Below are 17,901 nucleotides of genomic sequence, written 5' to 3'. Positions count from 1 at the left end.
GTTGTTCAAGGGTTTGAAGCCGATCATCTATAATGGCCAGGAAGTCTGGCCTCTGGTGGAGGGCGGCAAGGGGGTCGCGGCGACCAATCACGCTTCGGCCGGGGCCTGGGCGGCGGCGGGCGGGATCGGCACGGTGAGCGCGGTCAATGCCGACAGCTATGACGCCGAGGGCAAGATCATTCCGCAAGTCTACAAGGCGCTGACCCGGCGCGAGCGGCACGAGGAGCTGATCGCCTACGCGATCGAAGGCGCGGTGCAGCAGGTCAAGCGCGCGTTCGAGATCGCCGGCGGCAAGGGCGCGATCAACATCAACGTTCTGTGGGAGATGGGCGGCGCGCAGCGCGTGCTGCACGGCGTGCTCGAGCGCACGCGCGGCATGGTCGCGGGCGTGACCTGCGGCGCCGGCATGCCCTACAAGCTCAGCGAGATCGCGGCGTCCTATGGCGTCAACTATCTCCCGATCGTCAGCTCGGGCCGTGCCTTCCGCGCGCTGTGGAAGCGCGCCTATTCGAAGGCGAGCGAGTGGCTGGCGGCGGTGGTCTATGAGGATCCGTGGCTGGCGGGCGGGCACAACGGCCTGTCCAACGCCGAGGATCCGCGCGCACCGCAGGACCCGTACCCTCGCGTGAAGGAGCTGCGCGCGGTGATGCGCGAGGGCGGCATTTCGGACGATGTGCCGATCGTGATGGCTGGCGGCGTCTGGTATCTGCGCGACTGGAACGACTGGATCGACAATCCCGAACTCGGCACGATCGCCTTCCAGTTCGGCACGCGCCCGCTGTTGACGAAGGAGAGCCCGATCCCCGAGGGGTGGAAGGCCAAGCTGATGGAGATCGAGGAGGGCGACGTGCTGCTCCATCGCTTCTCGCCGACCGGCTTCTATTCCTCGGCGGTGCGCAACCCGTTCCTGCGCAATCTCGAGGCGCGCTCGGAGCGCCAGATCCCCTATTCGACCGAGGAGGCGGGCGACCACACCTTCCAGCTCGACGCGGGGGTCAAGAGCAAGAATTTCTGGGTGACGCGCAACGACCTGCTGCGCGCGCGCGAATGGGTCGGGCTCGGCTATACCGAGGCGCTCAAGACGCCCGACAACACGCTGATCTTCGTCAACACCGACGAGCGCCAGGTGATCCGCAAGGATCAAGCCGACTGCATGGGCTGCTTGAGCCAGTGCAGCTTCTCGAGCTGGGCAGACACCGAGACCAACTCGACCGGTCGCCTCGCCGATCCGCGCAGCTTCTGCATCCAGAAGACGCTGCAGGACATCGCTCATGGCGGCGACACCGACCGGAACCTGATGTTCGCGGGGCACGCCGCGTATAATTTCAAGCGCGACCCCTTCTACTCGAACGGGTTCGTGCCGACGGTGAAGCAACTCGTCGACCGCATCCTCACCGGAGACTGACCCCAATGGCCGTGACGCGCCGCGCGATGCTCACCGGCATGGCATGCGGGGCGGCCGGTTTCGTCTTGCCCGCCGGGGCGATGCCGGTCGGCAGCGCGAAGGCGCTGATCGCCGCGGCGCGGCGTCAGGTCGGCGTGACGCTGCACTACGACCCGGCCTATACGCGGTTGCCCTTTCCCAATGGCGACGTGCCGCGGGTGAAGGGCGTGTGTACCGACGTGCTGGTTCGCGCCTATCGCGACGCCCTGGCGCTCGACCTCCAGGCGCTGCTCAATGCCGACATGCGCGCGCATTTCGCCGCCTATCCGCGCAGCTGGGGGCTGCGCGCCCCTGATCGCAACATCGATCACCGCCGCGTGCCCAACCTCGCCACCTATTTCCGCCGCCGAGGCGCGGCGCTGCCGGTTCCCGAAGGCGCGGGCGGCTGGCAGCCGGGCGACATCTTCACCAGCCTGATCGGCGGGCGGCTACCGCATATCGGCATCGTCTCCGACCGGCGTGGGCCGAATGGCTGGCTGGTGATCCACAATATCGGTGCCGGCGCGCGCGAGGAGGACGCGCTGGCCGCGCACCCGCTGACCGGGCGGTTCCGCTGGGGCATCGCCTGAGCAGGGCTTCGCGCGGGTAAAGCCGGTCTGGCTTGGATTGCCGCCCGCGCGCCGCTAGCCAAGCGGCATGAAGAAGGGACTCATCATCCGCCACACGCCCTATGAGGGTATCGCCGGATTCCGCCAGCCGGTGGAGGAGGCGGGCTATGCGCTCGACCGGATCGACGTGACCGATCCCGAGTTCGCGCGCGTCAACTTCAACACGCCCGACCTGCTCATCCTGATGGGCGGGCCGATGGGCGTCTACGAGCGCGACGCACATCCGTGGATCGACTGCGAGGTCGACCGCTTGGCGAGCCGCATCTCGCTCGGGCTGCCGACGCTTGGCGTGTGCCTCGGCGCGCAGATGATCGCGGCGGCGATGGGGGCGAAGGTGCATCCCGGGCCGACCAAGGAAGTGGGATTCGCGCCGGTGACGCTGAATGCTGCGGGGGCGGAGTCGCCGCTGCGGCATGTCGCCCAGGTGCCGATGCTGCACTGGCACGGCGATACCTTCCCGCTGCCCGAGGGGACCGAACTGCTCGCCTCGACCGGCAGCTATGCGCACCAGGCGTTCCGGCGCGGGCCACAGCTGCTCGCGCTGCAGTTCCATGCCGAGATGGGCGAGGATCCGCGCTTCGAGGAATGGCTCGACGGCGCCGACGATTATGTCGGGCAGGCCGGGCTGACGATCGACGAGCTGCGCGGCCAGCACGACCGGCTGGGCGCGGACGCGGTAGCGGCGGGGCGGGCGATGATCGCGGAGTGGCTGCGCGGGCTCTAGCCGAGCTGGCGCTTGATCGCGGCGTCGGTGACCTTGCCGTAGGGTGGCTTGAGGCCGCCGAGCTTCGCCACGTCGAGCTTCGATTGCTTGAACACGGCCTTCGCATGGCTGAAGGTGCGGAAGCCGGGCTCGCCGTGATAAGCGCCCATGCCCGAGGGGCCGATGCCGCCGAACGGCAGCTCCTCCATCGAGACGTGGAAGATCGTGTCGTCGAGGCTGACCCCGCCCGAGATGGTGCGATCGAGCACGCGGCGGCGCTCGGCGGCGTCCGATCCGAAATAATAGAGCGCGAGCGGGCGGTCGCGGCGGTTCACCTCGGCGATCGCGCCGTCGATGTTGTCATAGGTCCGGACGGGCAGCACCGGGCCGAAAATCTCCTCCTGCATCACCTTCATCTCGTCGGTCGGGTTGCGGATGATGTGGAGCGGGAGTTTCCGCGCGTTGGAGGTCGCGAAGTCCTCGTTCGCGGGGTTGACGGCGATGACTTCGGCACCCTTGGCGCGGGCGTCGTCGATCGCGGCGGTGAGACGCGCGAAATGGCGGTCGTTGATGATCGCGGTATAGTCGGGATTGGCGATCAGGCTGGGATACATCGCCGACGCGGCACGGACGAGGCCGTCGACCGCCGCCGCCTCCTGCTCGGCGGGCACCATCAGATAGTCGGGCGCGACGCAGATCTGGCCGGCATTGAGCATCTTGCCCATCGCCACCCGCTCGGTCGCCTGGGCGAGGTCGGCCGAACGGCCGAGGATCGCGGGCGACTTGCCGCCGAGCTCGAGCGTGACGGGCGTCAGGTTGTCGGCGGCGGCGTGGAGGATGTGGCGGCCGATGCCGGTGGCGCCGGTGAAGAGGAGATGGTCGAAGGGGAGAGCGGAGAAGGCTTGGCCGACGTCCGGACCGCCGCTGACGAAGGCGAGCTCGACCGGGTCGAAATAGCGGGGGCAGAGTTCCTCGAACAGCGCCGCGGTGGCGGGGGTAAACTCGCTGGTCTTGACCATCGCGCGATTGCCCGCGGCGAAGACCCCGGCGAGCGGGGACATGACGAGGTTCACCGGGAAGTTCCACGGCGAGATGATCCCGACCACGCCCTTGGGCTGATGTTCGACCCAGGCGCGCGCGCCGAGCAAGCCGAGCGGGAATAGCACCGGCTTGCGCTCGCCCTTGGCCCAGCGGCCGACCATCTTCTCGGCATGGCGGAGCGGGGAGACCGAGGCGACGATGTCGGTGATCATCGACTGGCGCGGGCTGCGATGGCCGAAATCCTCGCTCAATGCGTCACAGAAGCGCGCGGCATTGTCCTTGACCATCGCCGCGGCGCGGCGGAGGCGGTCCTTGCGCACCTCGATCGGGACGGGCAGCTCGGCCATGAACGCCGCGCGCTGGCGGTCGAGGATCTCGCGCATCTCGCTCATAGTCCCACCTGATAGAGCCACGCCGGGAAGGCGGCGATCGCGAGCAATGTGCCGAGCGGGAGGCGGCTCGTCATCCCCATTTCGCGCCCGGAAATGCGTGCCGCCAGCGCGACCGCGAGGCCGGTGACGCTGGCGGCGAGCAGCACCGGGGCGAGCATCGACGCGCCCAGCCACAGGCCGATGCCGCCGAACATCTTGGGATCGCCGCCGCCCAGCCCCTCGCGCCCGCGGACATGGCGATAAGTGAAGGCGACGAGGTAGAGCAGCCCGAAGCCGATCGCGCCGCCGACGATCCGATCGAGCCAGCCGGGATCGAAGAACAGGCCGTCGACGATTCCCGCGAGCGCGAGCAGGCCGGTGAGCGCGTTGGGCAGCCAGAAGGCGGCGAGGTCGAGCGCGGCGAGCGCGAGCAGCAGCCAGCCGAACACCGCGCCCGCGACGCCTTCCCAGCCCGGTGCGACCAGCCCCGCCGCCACGCCGACGAGCATCCCCGCGGCCTCGACGGCGATGTGCCCGGGATGGATCGCCGCGCCGCACGCCCGGCAGCGGCCGTGCTGAAATGCATAGCTGAGCAGCGGGACCAGTTCGTGCGCGCGCAGCGCCTTGTGGCACGAATCGCACTCGGATCGCCCGCGCATCGCGCTGCGCCCCTCGGGCCAGCGCAATGCGACGGTGGCGATGAAGCTGCCGAAGATCAGGCCGAGGACGGCGAGGGCGATCGGCCAGGCCCAGTCAGGCATTGGCGGGCGTCTTCTTGCGGATGAGGTAGCGATAGACGCCGAAGATGTTGATGCCGAACATGACGAGGTTCTGCGACAGCAACGGCTCGTCGTCGCTCATCAGCGCGCCGCCAATCCACGCGATGCTGGAGAGCACGAACAGCGCGAAGCCCCAGCCGGTGACGCGGCGCCCGTTGTCGAGCGCGACCATGAATGCGGCGATGATGCCGCTGATCGAGGCGAACCAACTGAGGATGTCGAGTAGCGGCATGTCGCCTCCTTTTTGCATTTGCGATATCCCGCGCCTAGATCGCGGCCAACGTCAAACTCGCGGAGAGGCTTTCATGTCCACCGATCCCGTCGTCATCGTCTCCTACGCCCGCACCCCGATGGGGAGCATGCAGGGCGCGCTCGCCGATGCGACCGCGACCGAGCTCGGCGCCGCGGCGGTCGGTGCGGCGGTCGAGCGCGCCGGCCTCAAGGGTGAGGCGGTCGAGCGCATCTATATGGGCTGCGTGCTGCCCGCCGGACTCGGCCAGGCACCGGCGCGGCAGGCGGCGCGCAAGGCCGGGCTGCCCGACCATGTCGAAGCAACCACGGTAAACAAGATGTGCGGGTCGGGCATGCAGGCCGCGATCATGGGCGCCGAAGCGCTGGCCGCGGGATCGGTCGAGCTGCTCGTCGCGGGCGGGCTCGAGAGCATGACCAATGCGCCGTACCTCTCGCTGCGCCATCGCAGCGGGGCGCGGATCGGGCATGACCGGCTGTTCGACCATATGTTCCTCGACGGGCTCGAGGATGCGTACGAGCCGGGCCGGGCGATGGGCACCTTCGCCGAGGAGATCGCGACCGAGTACCAGTTCACGCGCGAGGCGCAGGACGAATTCGCGATCGCCAGCCTCACCCGCGCGCAAAAGGCGCAGCGGTCGGGCGGGTTCGATCGCGAGATCGTCCCGGTCGAGATCAAGACCCGCAAGGGCGTGGTCGTGGTGGACAAGGACGAGCAGCCGGCCAAGGGCGATCCCGCCAAGATCCCGACGCTCAAGCCCGCCTTCGCCAAGGACGGCACGATCACCGCGGCCAACGCCTCGTCGATCTCCGATGGTGCGGCGGCGCTGGTGCTGACGCGGCTTTCGGTCGCCGAGAAGCTCGGCCTCGACCCGGTCGCCCGGATCGTCTCGCACGCGGCGCACGCGCATCTCCCCGCGCGCTTCACCACCGCGCCGGTGTTCGCGATGCAGAAGGCGCTCGACAAGGCCGGCTGGACCATCGGCGACGTCGACCTGTTCGAGGTCAACGAGGCGTTCGCCGCGGTCGCGATGATCGCGATGCGGGACCTGTCGATCTCGCACGAGGTGCTCAACGTCAATGGCGGGGCATGCGCGCTGGGGCATCCGATCGGGGCGAGCGGGGCACGGATCCTCGCGACGCTGCTCGCGGCGCTGCAGAACAGCGGGCAGAAGCGCGGCCTCGCTTCGCTGTGCATCGGCGGCGGCGAGGCGACCGCGATGGCGGTGGAGCTGCTGAACTAGGTCCGCAGCAGGCGGACGCTGTAGACTTCGGCCTGATCGCTGGCATCGGTCTCGAACCGTATGCGCAGCTTCGGCTTGCCGCGCGCGAGGTCCACGGGCAGCGGATAGGTCCGAAGGTTGCGCGCGACGGTCGGCGCACCGGGCAACCGCTCCTGCGCGAGCAGCTGGCCATCGACCAGGATCCGGAAATCCTTGTCGCGCTGACGTCCGCCATAGACGACCTGGAGCGCGAGCGGCCCCGGCGCGGTTGCGAGGTCGAACTCGAACCAGCCCCTGTTCACCCGCCGGTGGCGCTCGGTGATGTGGGGCACGGTCGCCGATGCGCCGCTGTCGGCGAAGCCATGGTCGACTTCGGGCTGCTGCTCGCCCAGCCGGATGAGATCGACCGTGCGCGCCGCGAGATCGGCGCGTTCGCGCGCGGCCCGTTCCCAGGCGACGGCCTGCGCGGGCCATTCGGCAGTGCCGAAACGGCGGAAATAGACCGCGGTGCGGTTGCGGTGCTGCGCGAAGAACGGCACGAGGGCGAGATCGCCGGGCCGGCCCTGGCTGCCCAGCCGGTAGCTGTGCAGGCCACCGTCGCGAACCAGATCGGGCTGGGGGCGATCGGTGACCAGCGCCGGCTCCATGCCCTCCCACGACGCGCCGGCTGGCCCGAGATCGCCGGCAAGGACCAGCGGGCCGCTGAGGAAGGCCACGAGGTTCGCGTCGTCGGGCATTGCTTCGACCCGCAGCGGCATCGGCAGCGACAGCTCGATGCGGTCGCCGGCCGCGAGGCCGGCGAGCATCAGATAACCGTCCTCGCGCACCCCCGCCGCACGTCCGTTCACGCGGCAGCGCGGCGCACGGCACCAGCCGGGCACGCGCAGCGCGAGCCGGGCCGGCGGCTTTGCGACGGTGATCCGCACTTCGTCGCCCAGCGGGAAGGCGGTGTCGATGTCGAGATGCGCCTCCGGCGCCCGCAGCGTCGAGGCGTAATAGAGGTTGATCGCGACCGCCCCGCCGCGTTTCCAGTAGATGCTCTCGCCATGCTTGGCGTGGCTCTCCATGCCCGAGCCGACGCAGCACCAGAAATCCTCGGTCGGGCTGGAATGGACCCGCCCCATCCCCGGCGCCAGCGCGGTGAAATAGGTGAACATCCCCGTCGCCGGGTCCTGCTGGCTCATGATGTGGTTGAGATGGGTGCGCTCATAGAAGTCGAAATAGGTCGCGTCGCCGTTCCAGCCATAGAGGTGTCGGGTAAGCCGCAGCATGTTGTAGCTGTTGCACGCCTCGCAGGTCTGCTGGTCGAGCCGGCCGGCGAGCTTGCGCGGCGGCCCGAAATGCTCGTGATCCGAATTGCCGCCGATGACGTAGCTGTGATCGCGCGTGACGGTATCCCAGAAGAAGCGCGCGGCGCGTCCGGGGGCGGTCGCGCCGGTCAGCTCGTGCAGCCGCGCCTCGCCGACGAGCTTGGGTATCTGGGTGTTGGCGTGCTTGCCGGCGAGCTCGTCGCGACCCGCCTCCAGCGGATCGACGATCGCGCGGTGCCGCAATCGTTCCGCCAGGCCCAGCCAGCGGCGGCGGGTGGTGCGCCGGTAGAGCTCGGCATAGCATTCGACGAGGCCGCCATGCTCGGTGGCGAGGATCGTCTGGAGCTGTGCGTCGTCCAGCCCTTCGACGATCTTGCCGAGATAGCCGCCGAGCCCGATTGCAACCTGCAATCCTTCGTCGAGCCCGGCGTGCAGATGTGCGTCGAGCGCCCCGGCGAGCACCTTGTGATAGGTGTAGAGCGGAACCCAGCCGTCGTTCAGCGCGAAGCCGGTCGAGCGGATCTCGCCGCGGCGTAGCTCCTCATAGACGATCTTGCCGTCGATCGCCTTGCCGTCGCGCTCCACGGTCGTGCCGCCGGCATAGCCGTCGCCCTGCCGCGCCTGGACCGCGCCCAGCTCGGCGAGGATATAGGCGGCGCGATCGCGGAAGCGCGCGTCGCCGGTCTGGGCATGAGTGAGCGCGAGCGCGCTGAGATAATGGCCGAGCGAATGGCCCGCGATGCCGCGCGATTCCCATCCGCCATAGACCGCCCCCTTGGGAGGCAATCCCGCCCCCGCCCGGAAATTGTGCAGGAAGCGATCGGCGTCGAGCGACAGAAGATAGCGCTGGTTCGCTTCGACCGCGGTCAGGAAGATCGAGGGCTTGAGGCGGACCTGGCGAAGCGGGAACGGTTCGGCATGAGCCGCTTGCGCCGCCGCACCCCGCGCGGCCGCCGGCACGAAGCCCAGCGCGGCACCGGCGCCGAGCGCGCCCCGCCGAGTCCAACGGTCGACCATCTGCATCCTGCTCCCGTTGCGCATGATCGCGCGGATCAGGCTAGCTGCATGGGCGCATAGCCGCAAGTTTTGTCGGAGTAAATGAGCGTGCGGCGGGCTCAGGGCACCTCTTCGCCCGGATCGGTGCCCCAGATGCGGTTCTGCTCGACATAGCCGCCGCGGCCCTTGACGTCGAACCAGCACCAGCCGCGCTGACACTTGCTGATGCGGCCGACCACGCCGGGCGCGGCGCGCCAGTTGATGCGGGCGTTGAAGCGCGGATCGTCGCGCATCTCGACCACCGCGCCGACCACGATCGCGGTACGCTGGCTGGAGAGCAGGGCGACCTGCACCCAACCCTGCGTGCCGTCGGGATCCTCGACCTTGCGCCAGTCGTTATAGATCTCGACCACCTTCACCGGCAGATCGGCGCGCTGGTAGAGCCAGCTGGCGGGGTAATTGCGGCCCGGGCCGGTGCGCATATAGGCCTTGCTCGCACTGATCGAGGCGAAATAGGGCGGCTTGCGCTGCTGGGCCCATGCCTCGGCCATCGCGCCGACGCCGAGCGCCATCGCGACCACCATTCCGAGCACCGTCCGCAACCGCATCATTTCCCCCGATGAATCCGTGACGTCACTCTAGGGCGCACGGGTGGGCCGCATCAACCGTTGACTGGCGCTTGCCGGCGGGCCAAGCGATCCTTCATGGCACAGCCGCCCCGACCCGCCCGGCCCCGGGTGATCGTCACCCGCGAACTGCCCGATGCAATCGCGGCGCGGATGGGCGAGCTGTTCGATACGCAGCTCAACCAGTCGGACGCGGCGATGGACCGCGCGGCGCTGAAGGCGGCGCTGGCGGACTGCGACGTGCTGGTGCCGACCGTGACCGACGCGATCGACGCCGAGCTGATCGCGCACGCGGGCGAGCGACTGAAGCTGATCGCCAATTTCGGTGCGGGCGTGAACCATATCGACCTCAAGGCGGCGCGGGCGCGCGGGATCGTCGTCACCAACACCCCTGGCGTGCTGACCGAGGATACCGCCGACATGGTGATGGCGCTGATCATCGCGGTGCCGCGGCGGCTGGCCGAGGGCGAGAAATTGGTGCGCTCTGGCCAGTGGAAGGGCTGGTCGCCGGGCGGGATGCTGGGGCACCGCATCGGCGGCAAGAAGCTCGGCATCGTCGGCATGGGGCGGATCGGCCAGGCGGTTGCGCGGCGCGCGCGGGCGTTCGGCCTCTCGATCCACTATCACAACCGTCACCGGCTGCCCGAGGTGGTCGAGGCCGAGCTGGGCGCGACCTGGCATGGCGATCTCGACGCGATGCTCCGCGAGATCGACATATTGACGATCCATACCCCGCTCAACGACGAGAGCCGCGACCTGATCGACGCGCGGCGGATCGGGCTGCTCGGGCCGCAGGTCTATCTCATCAACGCCTCGCGCGGCGGGATCGTCGACGAGGAGGCGATGGTCGACGCGCTGGAGGCGGGGCGGCTGGCTGGGGCGGGGCTCGACGTCTGGCGGTTCGAGCCGCAGATCGACCCGCGGCTGCTCGCCTTGCCCAATGTCGTGATGACCCCGCACATGGGCTCGGCGACCTATGAGGGACGCCAGGCGACCGGCGAGAAGGTGATCGCCAATATCCGTTTCTGGGCCGACGGCCACCGTCCGCCCGATCAGGTGCTGGAAGGATGGATGTGATGACGGTGCCGCTGTTCCACCTCGCGATTCCCGTCGATGATCTGGAAGCGGGCCGCGCATTCTATGGCGAGCTGCTTGGCTGTCCGCAGGGGCGCGAGGATCCGGGGCACTGGATCGACTTCGATTTCCACGGCCACCAGCTGGTGCTGCATAAAGGCGAGGGCGCCGGAGTGCGGACGCGGAATGCTGTGGATGGCGATGCGGTGCCGGTGCCGCATTTCGGGCTGGTGCTCGATTGGGACGCGTGGCACGCGCTCGCCGACAGGCTGCGCGGGGCGGGCACCGAGTTCGTGATCGAGCCGCATGTGCGCTTTGCCGGCAAGCCGGGAGAGCAGGCGACGATGTTCTTCTTCGACCCGGCGGGCAATGCGCTGGAGTTCAAGGCATTCAAGGATATCGGACAGCTGTTCGCGGTATAGGCTCCGGATGGAGCGCCGACCTCAATCCTCCCCTTTCGGGCTGGGCTATCGCATATCGTATTTTGGGCCCGGCGGCGGGGCCAGGGGAAGCGATCAAGGCGTCCGCGGGCTGAAACTTTACACTAGCTTTACACTATCGCGAGCGCCCGCGGAGTTGACGAAGTTGACAGATTCGACGGGTTCGCACGGCGGGTGATCCACGGTCCAAAGGGCGGCCGGGACATGGGCCCGCCAGCCGAAGTGCAGCAGGCGAATTCCAACATTGCAAGAGGAAAGGGAGCTTCCAATCCTCCCCCTGGCGGGGAGGATTTACGGGGCCGCATCTTTCGCCGCGCGGCGCTTCTTCAGCGCACGCGCGACCAGCAGCCCGCCGAGGATGAAGCCGCCGGGCGCGAGCAGCACCGCGGCGGTGATGGCCGCGTTTTTTGCTGCCTTGGACTTTGGGGCTTCGTCAGACAGTGAAGCTCTCGCCGCAGCCGCATGCGCCCTTGGCATTGGGGTTGTTGAAGACGAAGCCGGCGGTGAAGTCGTCCTCGACCCAGTCCATCGTCGAGCCGATCAGGTAGAGCACCGAGCCGCCATCGACGAACAGCGTGCCGCCGGGCGTGTCGATGCGCTCGTCCATCGGGTTCGCGGCGGTGACGTAATCGACCGAATAGGCGAGTCCCGAGCAGCCGCGGCGCGGGGTCGAGAGCTTGACGCCGATCGCGCCCTCGGGCGCGCGCGACATGAGGTCGGCGATACGCGTTTCGGCAGCAGGGGTCAGCAGGATCGCGGCGGGACGGGCGCGGGTCTTGACGTCGGTCATCATAGCATCCCCAGTTCGAGCCGGGCCTCGTCGCTCATCTTCTGCGGGTCCCAGGGCGGGTCCCAGACGAGGTTGACCTCGGCATGGCCGACGCCCGGGACCGCGCCGACGCGCAGTTCGACCTCGCCCGGCATCGATTCGGCGACGGGGCAGTGCGGGGTGGTGAGCGTCATCGTCACCACGGCATGGCCGTCGGTGGTCACCTCGACATTGTAGATCAAGCCGAGGTCGTAGATGTTCACCGGGATCTCGGGATCGTAGATCTCCTTGAGCGCGTCGATGATCGCGTCATAGGTCGCGCCGCCGGGCTCGCCGGCGGGAAGATCGGACGGCTTCTGCGAGAGGAAGCCGTCGAGATAGTCGCGCTTGCGCTCGAACGTGTCGCGCGGGGTTTCGGCGTCCTCGACGCGCGCACGGGGCGGCGGCGTCACCGCGGACACTTCCTCGACCTCGATCTTGCCTGCCTCGTTCACCCGAAAATCCCTATCCAAAAATCCGACTCACTCGCTCGATACCCTTGACCAATGCTTCGATGTCCGCCGCGCCATTGTAGACGCCGAAGCTGGCGCGGGCAGTGGCCGTCACGCCCAGCACGTCCATCAGCGGCTGCGCGCAGTGATGGCCCGCGCGGATCGCGACATCGGCTTCGTCCAATATGGTGGCGACGTCGTGCGGATGCACCCCCTCGACCTCGAAGCTGACGATGCCGGCGCTGTCGGCGGGGCCGAAGATGCGGACGCTGTTGAGCCCGGCCAGCGCCTCACGCGTGCGGGCGACCAAGGCGGTCTCGTGCGCATGGATGCGGTCGAGGCCGATGCGATCGACATAGTCGATCGCGGCGTGGAGGCCGACGACACCGACGATGTGCGGCGTGCCCGCCTCGAATCGCCCGGGCGGGGGGGCGTAGGTCGTCCTGGCGAAGGTCACGCGGTCGATCATCGAGCCGCCGCCCTGATAGGGGGGCATCGCGTCGAGCAGCTCGTAGCGGCCCCACAGCACGCCGATCCCGGTCGGACCATAGAGCTTGTGGCCCGAGAAGACGTAGAAGTCGCAGTCGAGCTGGGCGACGTTCACGGGCAGGCGCGGCACCGCCTGGCAGCCGTCGAGCAGCAGCTTGGCGCCGACGGCATGGGCGAGCGCGGCGGCGCGCTTGGCGTCGAGCACCGAGCCGAGCACGTTCGAGACATGGGCGAGCGCGACCAGCTTGTGCTGTGGGGTCAGCATCCGCTCCATCGCGTCGAGATCGATGCGGTGGTCCTCGGTCAGCGGGATCACGTCGATCGCGGCACCGGTGCGCTCGGCGACCATCTGCCAGGGCACGATGTTCGAGTGATGCTCGAGCTGGCTGAGCAGGATGCGGTCGCCGGGCTGGAGCTGCGTGCCCGCCCAGCATTGCGCGACGAGGTTGATGCCTTCGGTGGCGCCGCGCACGAAGACGATTTCGTTCTCCTGCCCGCCGATGAAGCGCGCGACGCGGCGGCGTGCGGCTTCGTAGGCGAGGGTCATGTCGGCCGAGCGCTGGTACACGCCGCGATGCACCGTCGCATAGGTGGTGTCATAGGCGCGGGTGATCGCGTCGATCACCGGCTGCGGCTTCTGCGAGGTCGCGGCGGTGTCGAGATAGGCCCAGCCGGCGGGGATCGCGGGGAAGTCGGCGAGCACGTCGAGGGGTCGAGTCTGCCTATCCTCCCCGGCACGGGGAGGGGGGCCAGCCGCGGGCTGGTGGAGGGGGGCTTCCACGGGCGACTCGCTGCGTGGCGAGCCCCCTCCACCACTGCCTTCGGCAGCGGTCCCCCTCTCCGTGCCGGGGAGGATATGATTTTCCGAACTCACAGCGCAGCCTCCAGCCATTGCTCCGCATCGGCCGCGAACGCCGTGCGCACCGCCTCGTCGCCGATGCGATCGAGCGCGTCGGCGACGAAGGCGTGCGTGAGCAGCGCCTTGGCGCGCGCCTCGTCGATGCCGCGCGACTGCATGTAGAACAGCGCCCTGGCGTCGAGCTCGCCAACGGTGGCGCCGTGGGCACATTTCACGTCGTCGGCGAAGATCTCGAGCTCGGGCTTGAGGTTCACCGTCGCGGTGCGCTTCAGGAGCAGGCCGCGCAGCGACTGCTCGCCATCGGTCTTCTGCGCGTGACGGGCGACCTCGGCGCGGGCGGCGAGGCTGGCGGTCGAGGCGTCGGCGGCGACCGCGCGCCAGACCTGGCGGCTGGTGCCCTCGGGCTCGGCGTGACGCAGGACGACCGCGGCTTCCTGCTTCTGCTCGGCGCGGGTGAGGAGCGCGCCGCCCATCTCGGCATAAGCGCCGGGGCCGTCGAGGGTGAGCGCGCCGTCGATGCGGCTGCCGCATTGTCCTTTCTGGCCGCCGGCACCGAGGAAGGTGGACACGTAGCTCGCGGCCTCGCCGATGCGGGCCTCGTCGCGGAGCGAGACGAAGCCCTCATCCTGCAGCAGGCGGACCGCGCGCATCAGGCGGGCGCCCTTGCCGAGCGAGGCATGGACCAGGCGGTTGGCCCAGCCGCGGCCGGCATAGGTCTCCACCACGGTCGCGACCGCGTCGTCGGCCATGTCGATGCGCGCGGGCAGATGGCTCTCGCCGCCGGTGCCGAGATGGACGATCTGGACCGGGTCGGTCGCGGCCTGCGCGTCGAGGCGCAGCACCCAGCCCTCGCCCTGCGCGAGCTGGCCGAGCGGGTGGTCGCCGGTCATTTCGAGGCGCGTGAGCTGGACCGGACCGGGACGCGAATGCGCGGGCTCGAACGCGCCATCGACGAACAGCAGGCGCGGGCCCGGTATGTCGAGGAACAGCGCGGCGGGATCGATTCCGGTCGCTTCGGGCGCGGTGTCGGCGGCGGCGCGGAGCGTGTCGAGGTCGCTCCAGCGCCACGCTTCCTCGCGCGGGGAGGGCAGGGTGAGCGTGCGCATCGCCTCAGGCCGCCACCTGCGCATAGCCCTGCGCCTCGAGCTCGTGCGCGAGTTCCGGGCCGCCCGAGCGGACGATGCGCCCATCGGCGAGGACATGGACCTGGTCGGGCTTCACATAGTCGAGCAGCCGCTGGTAGTGGGTGATCAGCAGCACTGCCTTGCCGGGCGCGCGCATGATGCGGTTGATCCCGTCGCCGACGATGCGCAGCGCGTCGATGTCGAGGCCGGAGTCGGTCTCGTCGAGCACCGCGAACTTGGGGTCGAGGATCCCCATCTGGACCATCTCGTTGCGCTTCTTCTCGCCGCCCGAGAAGCCGACATTGACCGGGCGCTTGAGCATCTCGGCGTCCATCTCGAGCGCGCCGGCCTGGGCGCGGGCGAGCTTGAGGAAGTCGCCGCCCGACAGCGGCGCCTCGCCGCGCGCGCGGCGCTGGCTGTTGAGGCTCTCGCGCAGGAACTGGACGTTGGAGACACCGGGAATCTCGACCGGATACTGGAAGCCGAGGAACAGGCCCGCGGCGGCGCGCGCGTGCGGCTCGAGCTCGAGCAGGTCCAGCTTTTGGTTTTCTGGGCCGTCGAAGGTCACGCTACCCTGGGTCACCTCATAGCCGGGGCGGCCGCCCAGGACATAGCCGAGCGTCGACTTGCCCGCGCCGTTGGGGCCCATGATCGCGTGCACCTCGCCCGCGTTCACGCTGAGCGAGAGGCCCTTGAGAATCGGCTTGCCGTCGACTTCGGCGTGGAGGTTGTCGATTACGAGCATGTGCGGTCGTGCTTTCCGGAAATAGGATCGGCGGGGTTCATTGCGGCCTGTCTTCCGTCGTCGCCGGAGCGCCGAAGCGGATCGAGGGTTCGGTGGTGTTGTCGCGCGGCGGCGGCGGGAGCTTGCCGAGGCGGTTGGCGTCGTCGTCCGCCTGGCCGGTCACCAGCGGGCCGACGGCGGGCATCTTGGGCGCTTCCGGCTTGAGCGTGGCGCCGAGGCCGAGCCTGGGCTCGTCGGGCTGCGCCTTGGGCTCGACCGCGACGAGGGCGATGTTGCCCTTGCCGCAGAATTGCTGGCCCTTGGTCGAGGTCACGCAATCGGGGAGCGAGGTGCAGGCGCGGGCGTCGACCGTGGCGACGCCGCTCGACTTGAATACGCGGCAGTTGATCAGGCGGCCGTCGGTGGCCTTGTCGAAGACGAGCGCGACGCGGCCGGCGGTCGCGGTGACCACCACTTCCTCATATTCCTCGGCTGGCGGTGTGGTGGCCGCCTGCTGGGACGCGAGAAGGAGGACGAGTGATGCGATCATCACGGGCGCTCATCCCCACATGCTCCGTCGCCCTGAACTTGTTTCAGGGTCCATTTCTCCACAGGGGGCTGAGCCGCCGGTGGCACGATGGACGCTGAAACAAGTTCAGCATGACGGTAGAAGAAGGAGGGGTGGACGGAGAACATTATCCGACCGAGCCTTCGAGCGAAATCCCCAGCAGCTTCTGCGCTTCGACCGCGAACTCCATCGGGAGCTGCTGAAGCACTTCCTTGGCGAAGCCGTTGACGATCAGCGCGACCGCGGCTTCCTGGTCGAGGCCGCGCTGCATCGCGTAGAAGAGCTGGTCCTCGCTGATCTTCGAGGTGGTCGCCTCGTGCTCGATCTGGGCAGAGGGGTTGCGCACCTCGATATACGGGACGGTGTGGGCGCCGCACTGGTCGCCGAGCAGCAGGCTGTCGCACTGGGTGAAGTTGCGGACATTCTCCGCGGTCGGGCCGACGCGGACGAGGCCGCGATAGGTGTTGTCGCTGCGGCCGGCCGAGATGCCCTTCGACACGATCGTCGAGCGCGACCCCTTGCCGAGATGGATCATCTTGGTGCCGGTATCGGCCTGCTGGCGGTTGTTGGTCACCGCGACCGAGTAGAATTCGCCGACGCTGTTCTCGCCCGCGAGGACGCAGCTGGGGTATTTCCAGGTGATCGCGCTGCCGGTCTCGACCTGGGTCCAGCTGACCTTGGAGTTCCTGCCCTGGCACAGCGCGCGCTTGGTCACGAAATTGTAGATGCCGCCGACGCCGTTCTCGTCGCCCGGATACCAGTTCTGGACCGTGCTGTACTTGATCTCGGCATCGTCGAGCGCGACCAGCTCGACCACGGCCGCGTGCAGCTGGTTCTCGTCGCGCATCGGGGCGGTGCAGCCTTCGAGGTAGCTGACATAGGCGCCCTTGTCGGCGACGATCAGCGTGCGCTCGAACTGGCCGGTATTCTCGGCGTTGATGCGGAAATAGGTCGACAGCTCCATCGGGCAGCGAACGCCCTCGGGCACATAGACGAAGGTGCCGTCGGAGAAGACCGCGCTGTTGAGCGTCGCGAAGTAGTTGTCGTGCTGCGGCACGACCTTGCCGAGCCACTTCTTCACCAGCTCGGGATATTCGCGGATCGCCTCGCTGATCGAGAGGAAGATGACGCCGGCGGCCTTGAGCTCCTCGCGGAAGGTGGTGGCGACGCTGACGCTGTCGAACACCGCGTCGACCGCGACCTTGCGCGCGCCCTCGACCCCGGCGAGCACCTTCTGCTCCTCGATCGGGATGCCGAGCTTCTCATAGGTGCGGCGGATCTCGGGATCGAGATCGTCGAGCGACTGGATCGTCTTCTTCGCCTTGGGCTCGGCGTAGTAATAGGCGTCCTGATAGTCGATCGGCGGGATATTGAGCTTGGCCCAGTCGGGCGGCGCCATCGTCAGCCACAGGCGGAACGCCTTGAGCCGCCATTCGAGCATCCATTCGGGCTCGTTCTTCTTGGCCGAGATGTAGCGGACGGTATCCTCGTTCAGCCCCTTGGGCGCGAACTCCTGCTCGACGTCGGACGCGAAGCCCCATTCGTACTTCTTGTTGGCGGCGGCGAGCGCCTCGGCATTCTTGGTGGCCATCAGGCGGGTTCCGGCTGGGTCGAGAGGGTGGCGAGGGTGACGCCGGCAAGCGTCGAGCGGACCGCGCCGTTGACCGCGTTCCAGTGCGGCTTCACGCGGCAGCTCGCCTCGATGCAGCAATCGTGGCGGCCGTGATCGACGCAGGCGGTGAGGGTGATCGGCCCCTCGATCGCCTCGACGATGTCGGCGAGGCTGATCGCGGCGGGCGGCCGCGCGAGGCGGAAGCCGCCGCCGGTGCCGCGCGCGGATTCGATGAGGCCGGCGGCGGAGAGGCGGCTGACCAGCTTCTGGACGGTGGGGAGGGGAAGCCCGGTCTCGTCGGCGAGCAGCGTCGCGTTGAGCCGGCCACTGACGCCGCAATGGCGGGCAGCGGCGGACAGCATCACGACAGCATAGTCAGTCTGGGCCGAAAGTCGCATTCT

General features: G+C 68.7%; 19 protein-coding genes. 6 read left to right on the top strand and 13 right to left on the bottom strand.

Annotated features, from left to right (window positions below; all coding sequences use genetic code 11):
- The first annotated feature begins 1 nt into the window (after position 1).
- The 3 genes from ACO227_RS02005 to ACO227_RS01995 all read left to right on the top strand — a co-directional run bounded on the left by ACO227_RS02005 (position 2) and on the right by ACO227_RS01995 (position 2,776).
- The gene (locus ACO227_RS02005) at positions 2–1,405 is read left to right on the top strand and encodes an NAD(P)H-dependent flavin oxidoreductase (RefSeq protein WP_423604857.1); all 1,404 of its coding nucleotides are present in this window, start codon (positions 2–4) and stop codon (positions 1,403–1,405) included.
- A 5-nt stretch (positions 1,406–1,410) separates the two neighbouring features.
- Positions 1,411–2,013: a DUF1287 domain-containing protein gene (locus tag ACO227_RS02000; protein WP_423604855.1), complete on the top strand. Its 603-nt coding sequence runs from the start codon at positions 1,411–1,413 to the stop codon at positions 2,011–2,013.
- 67 nt (positions 2,014–2,080) lie between these two features.
- Positions 2,081–2,776 carry a glutamine amidotransferase gene (locus ACO227_RS01995; RefSeq protein ID WP_423604853.1) on the top strand — a complete coding sequence of 232 codons (696 nt, stop codon included), beginning with the start codon at positions 2,081–2,083 and terminating at the stop codon, positions 2,774–2,776.
- Here the strand turns inward: ACO227_RS01995 and ACO227_RS01990 are convergent.
- From ACO227_RS01990 to ACO227_RS01980, 3 genes are read right to left on the bottom strand one after another with little or no spacing between them, the layout of a single operon-like run.
- Positions 2,773–4,179 carry a coniferyl aldehyde dehydrogenase gene (locus tag ACO227_RS01990; RefSeq protein ID WP_423607434.1) on the bottom strand — a complete coding sequence of 469 codons (1,407 nt, stop codon included), beginning with the start codon at positions 4,177–4,179 and terminating at the stop codon, positions 2,773–2,775. The two genes, ACO227_RS01995 and ACO227_RS01990, sit on opposite strands and share 4 nt — an antisense overlap.
- A 5-nt stretch (positions 4,180–4,184) precedes the next feature.
- Positions 4,185–4,928, bottom strand: a complete 744-nt coding sequence (locus ACO227_RS01985; RefSeq protein ID WP_423604851.1) for a prepilin peptidase — start codon at positions 4,926–4,928, stop codon at positions 4,185–4,187.
- Complete coding sequence (locus ACO227_RS01980) at positions 4,921–5,178, bottom strand: hypothetical protein (protein ID WP_423604849.1); 258 nt, start codon at positions 5,176–5,178, stop codon at positions 4,921–4,923. The genes ACO227_RS01985 and ACO227_RS01980 overlap by 8 nt, the downstream gene beginning before the upstream one ends.
- 73 nt (positions 5,179–5,251) lie before the next feature.
- Between ACO227_RS01980 and ACO227_RS01975 the strand changes: the two genes are divergently transcribed.
- The gene (locus ACO227_RS01975; RefSeq protein ID WP_423604848.1) at positions 5,252–6,439 is read left to right on the top strand and encodes an acetyl-CoA C-acyltransferase; all 1,188 of its coding nucleotides are present in this window, start codon (positions 5,252–5,254) and stop codon (positions 6,437–6,439) included.
- On the opposite strand, the gene ACO227_RS01970 is transcribed toward ACO227_RS01975, so the two are convergent.
- Both ACO227_RS01970 and ACO227_RS01965 read right to left on the bottom strand, forming a co-directional pair.
- Complete coding sequence (locus ACO227_RS01970; RefSeq protein WP_423604846.1) at positions 6,436–8,745, bottom strand: beta-L-arabinofuranosidase domain-containing protein; 2,310 nt, start codon at positions 8,743–8,745, stop codon at positions 6,436–6,438. The genes ACO227_RS01975 and ACO227_RS01970 overlap by 4 nt on opposite strands.
- 98 nt (positions 8,746–8,843) lie before the next feature.
- Entirely contained in the window at positions 8,844–9,332 is a 489-nt protein-coding gene (locus ACO227_RS01965) for an SH3 domain-containing protein (protein ID WP_423607433.1), read from the bottom strand.
- A 96-nt stretch (positions 9,333–9,428) separates the two neighbouring features.
- Between ACO227_RS01965 and ACO227_RS01960 the strand changes: the two genes are divergently transcribed.
- Together ACO227_RS01960 and ACO227_RS01955 are read left to right on the top strand one after the other, a co-directional pair.
- The gene (locus ACO227_RS01960) at positions 9,429–10,427 is read left to right on the top strand and encodes a 2-hydroxyacid dehydrogenase (protein WP_423604844.1); all 999 of its coding nucleotides are present in this window, start codon (positions 9,429–9,431) and stop codon (positions 10,425–10,427) included.
- Positions 10,427–10,846, top strand: a complete 420-nt coding sequence (locus ACO227_RS01955; protein ID WP_423604843.1) for a VOC family protein — start codon at positions 10,427–10,429, stop codon at positions 10,844–10,846. Before ACO227_RS01960 ends, ACO227_RS01955 begins: the two co-directional genes overlap by 1 nt.
- Positions 10,847–11,297: 451 nt before the next feature.
- Here the strand turns inward: ACO227_RS01955 and ACO227_RS01950 are convergent, their stop codons facing one another.
- The 8 genes from ACO227_RS01950 to ACO227_RS01915 form a co-directional block, all read right to left on the bottom strand.
- Positions 11,298–11,654, bottom strand: coding sequence for a HesB/IscA family protein (locus ACO227_RS01950; protein WP_423604842.1), 357 nt, complete (start codon positions 11,652–11,654; stop codon positions 11,298–11,300).
- Positions 11,654–12,127, bottom strand: coding sequence for an SUF system Fe-S cluster assembly protein (locus ACO227_RS01945; RefSeq protein WP_423604840.1), 474 nt, complete (start codon positions 12,125–12,127; stop codon positions 11,654–11,656). The genes ACO227_RS01950 and ACO227_RS01945 overlap by 1 nt, the downstream gene beginning before the upstream one ends.
- A gap of 10 nt (positions 12,128–12,137) precedes the next feature.
- A complete protein-coding gene (locus tag ACO227_RS01940; RefSeq protein ID WP_423604839.1) occupies positions 12,138–13,316 on the bottom strand; it encodes a cysteine desulfurase in 1,179 nt (392 codons plus the stop codon).
- A gap of 167 nt (positions 13,317–13,483) precedes the next feature.
- Positions 13,484–14,578 (bottom strand): SufB/SufD family protein, encoded by a 1,095-nt coding sequence (locus ACO227_RS01935; protein ID WP_423607431.1) that lies wholly within the window; start codon positions 14,576–14,578, stop codon positions 13,484–13,486.
- 4 nt (positions 14,579–14,582) lie between these two features.
- On the bottom strand, positions 14,583–15,341 hold the full coding sequence (gene sufC / locus ACO227_RS01930; protein WP_423604838.1) for a Fe-S cluster assembly ATPase SufC: 759 nt from the start codon (positions 15,339–15,341) through the stop codon (positions 14,583–14,585).
- Between the two features lie 37 nt (positions 15,342–15,378).
- Positions 15,379–15,870 carry a hypothetical protein gene (locus ACO227_RS01925; RefSeq protein WP_423604836.1) on the bottom strand — a complete coding sequence of 164 codons (492 nt, stop codon included), beginning with the start codon at positions 15,868–15,870 and terminating at the stop codon, positions 15,379–15,381.
- Positions 15,871–16,015: 145 nt separating this feature from the next.
- On the bottom strand, positions 16,016–17,479 hold the full coding sequence (sufB, locus tag ACO227_RS01920) for a Fe-S cluster assembly protein SufB (RefSeq protein ID WP_423604834.1): 1,464 nt from the start codon (positions 17,477–17,479) through the stop codon (positions 16,016–16,018).
- Positions 17,479–17,898 carry an SUF system Fe-S cluster assembly regulator gene (locus ACO227_RS01915; RefSeq protein WP_423604832.1) on the bottom strand — a complete coding sequence of 140 codons (420 nt, stop codon included), beginning with the start codon at positions 17,896–17,898 and terminating at the stop codon, positions 17,479–17,481. The genes sufB and ACO227_RS01915 overlap by 1 nt, the downstream gene beginning before the upstream one ends.
- Positions 17,899–17,901: the final 3 nt, after the last annotated feature.

The organism is Sphingomonas sp. MS122, from assembly GCF_049532975.1.
In the GTDB taxonomy this organism is placed as follows: Bacteria; Pseudomonadota; Alphaproteobacteria; order Sphingomonadales; family Sphingomonadaceae; genus Sphingomonas.
The sequence above is the reverse complement of the archived record's forward strand: the minus strand, read 5'-3'. Positions and strand labels throughout refer to the sequence as shown.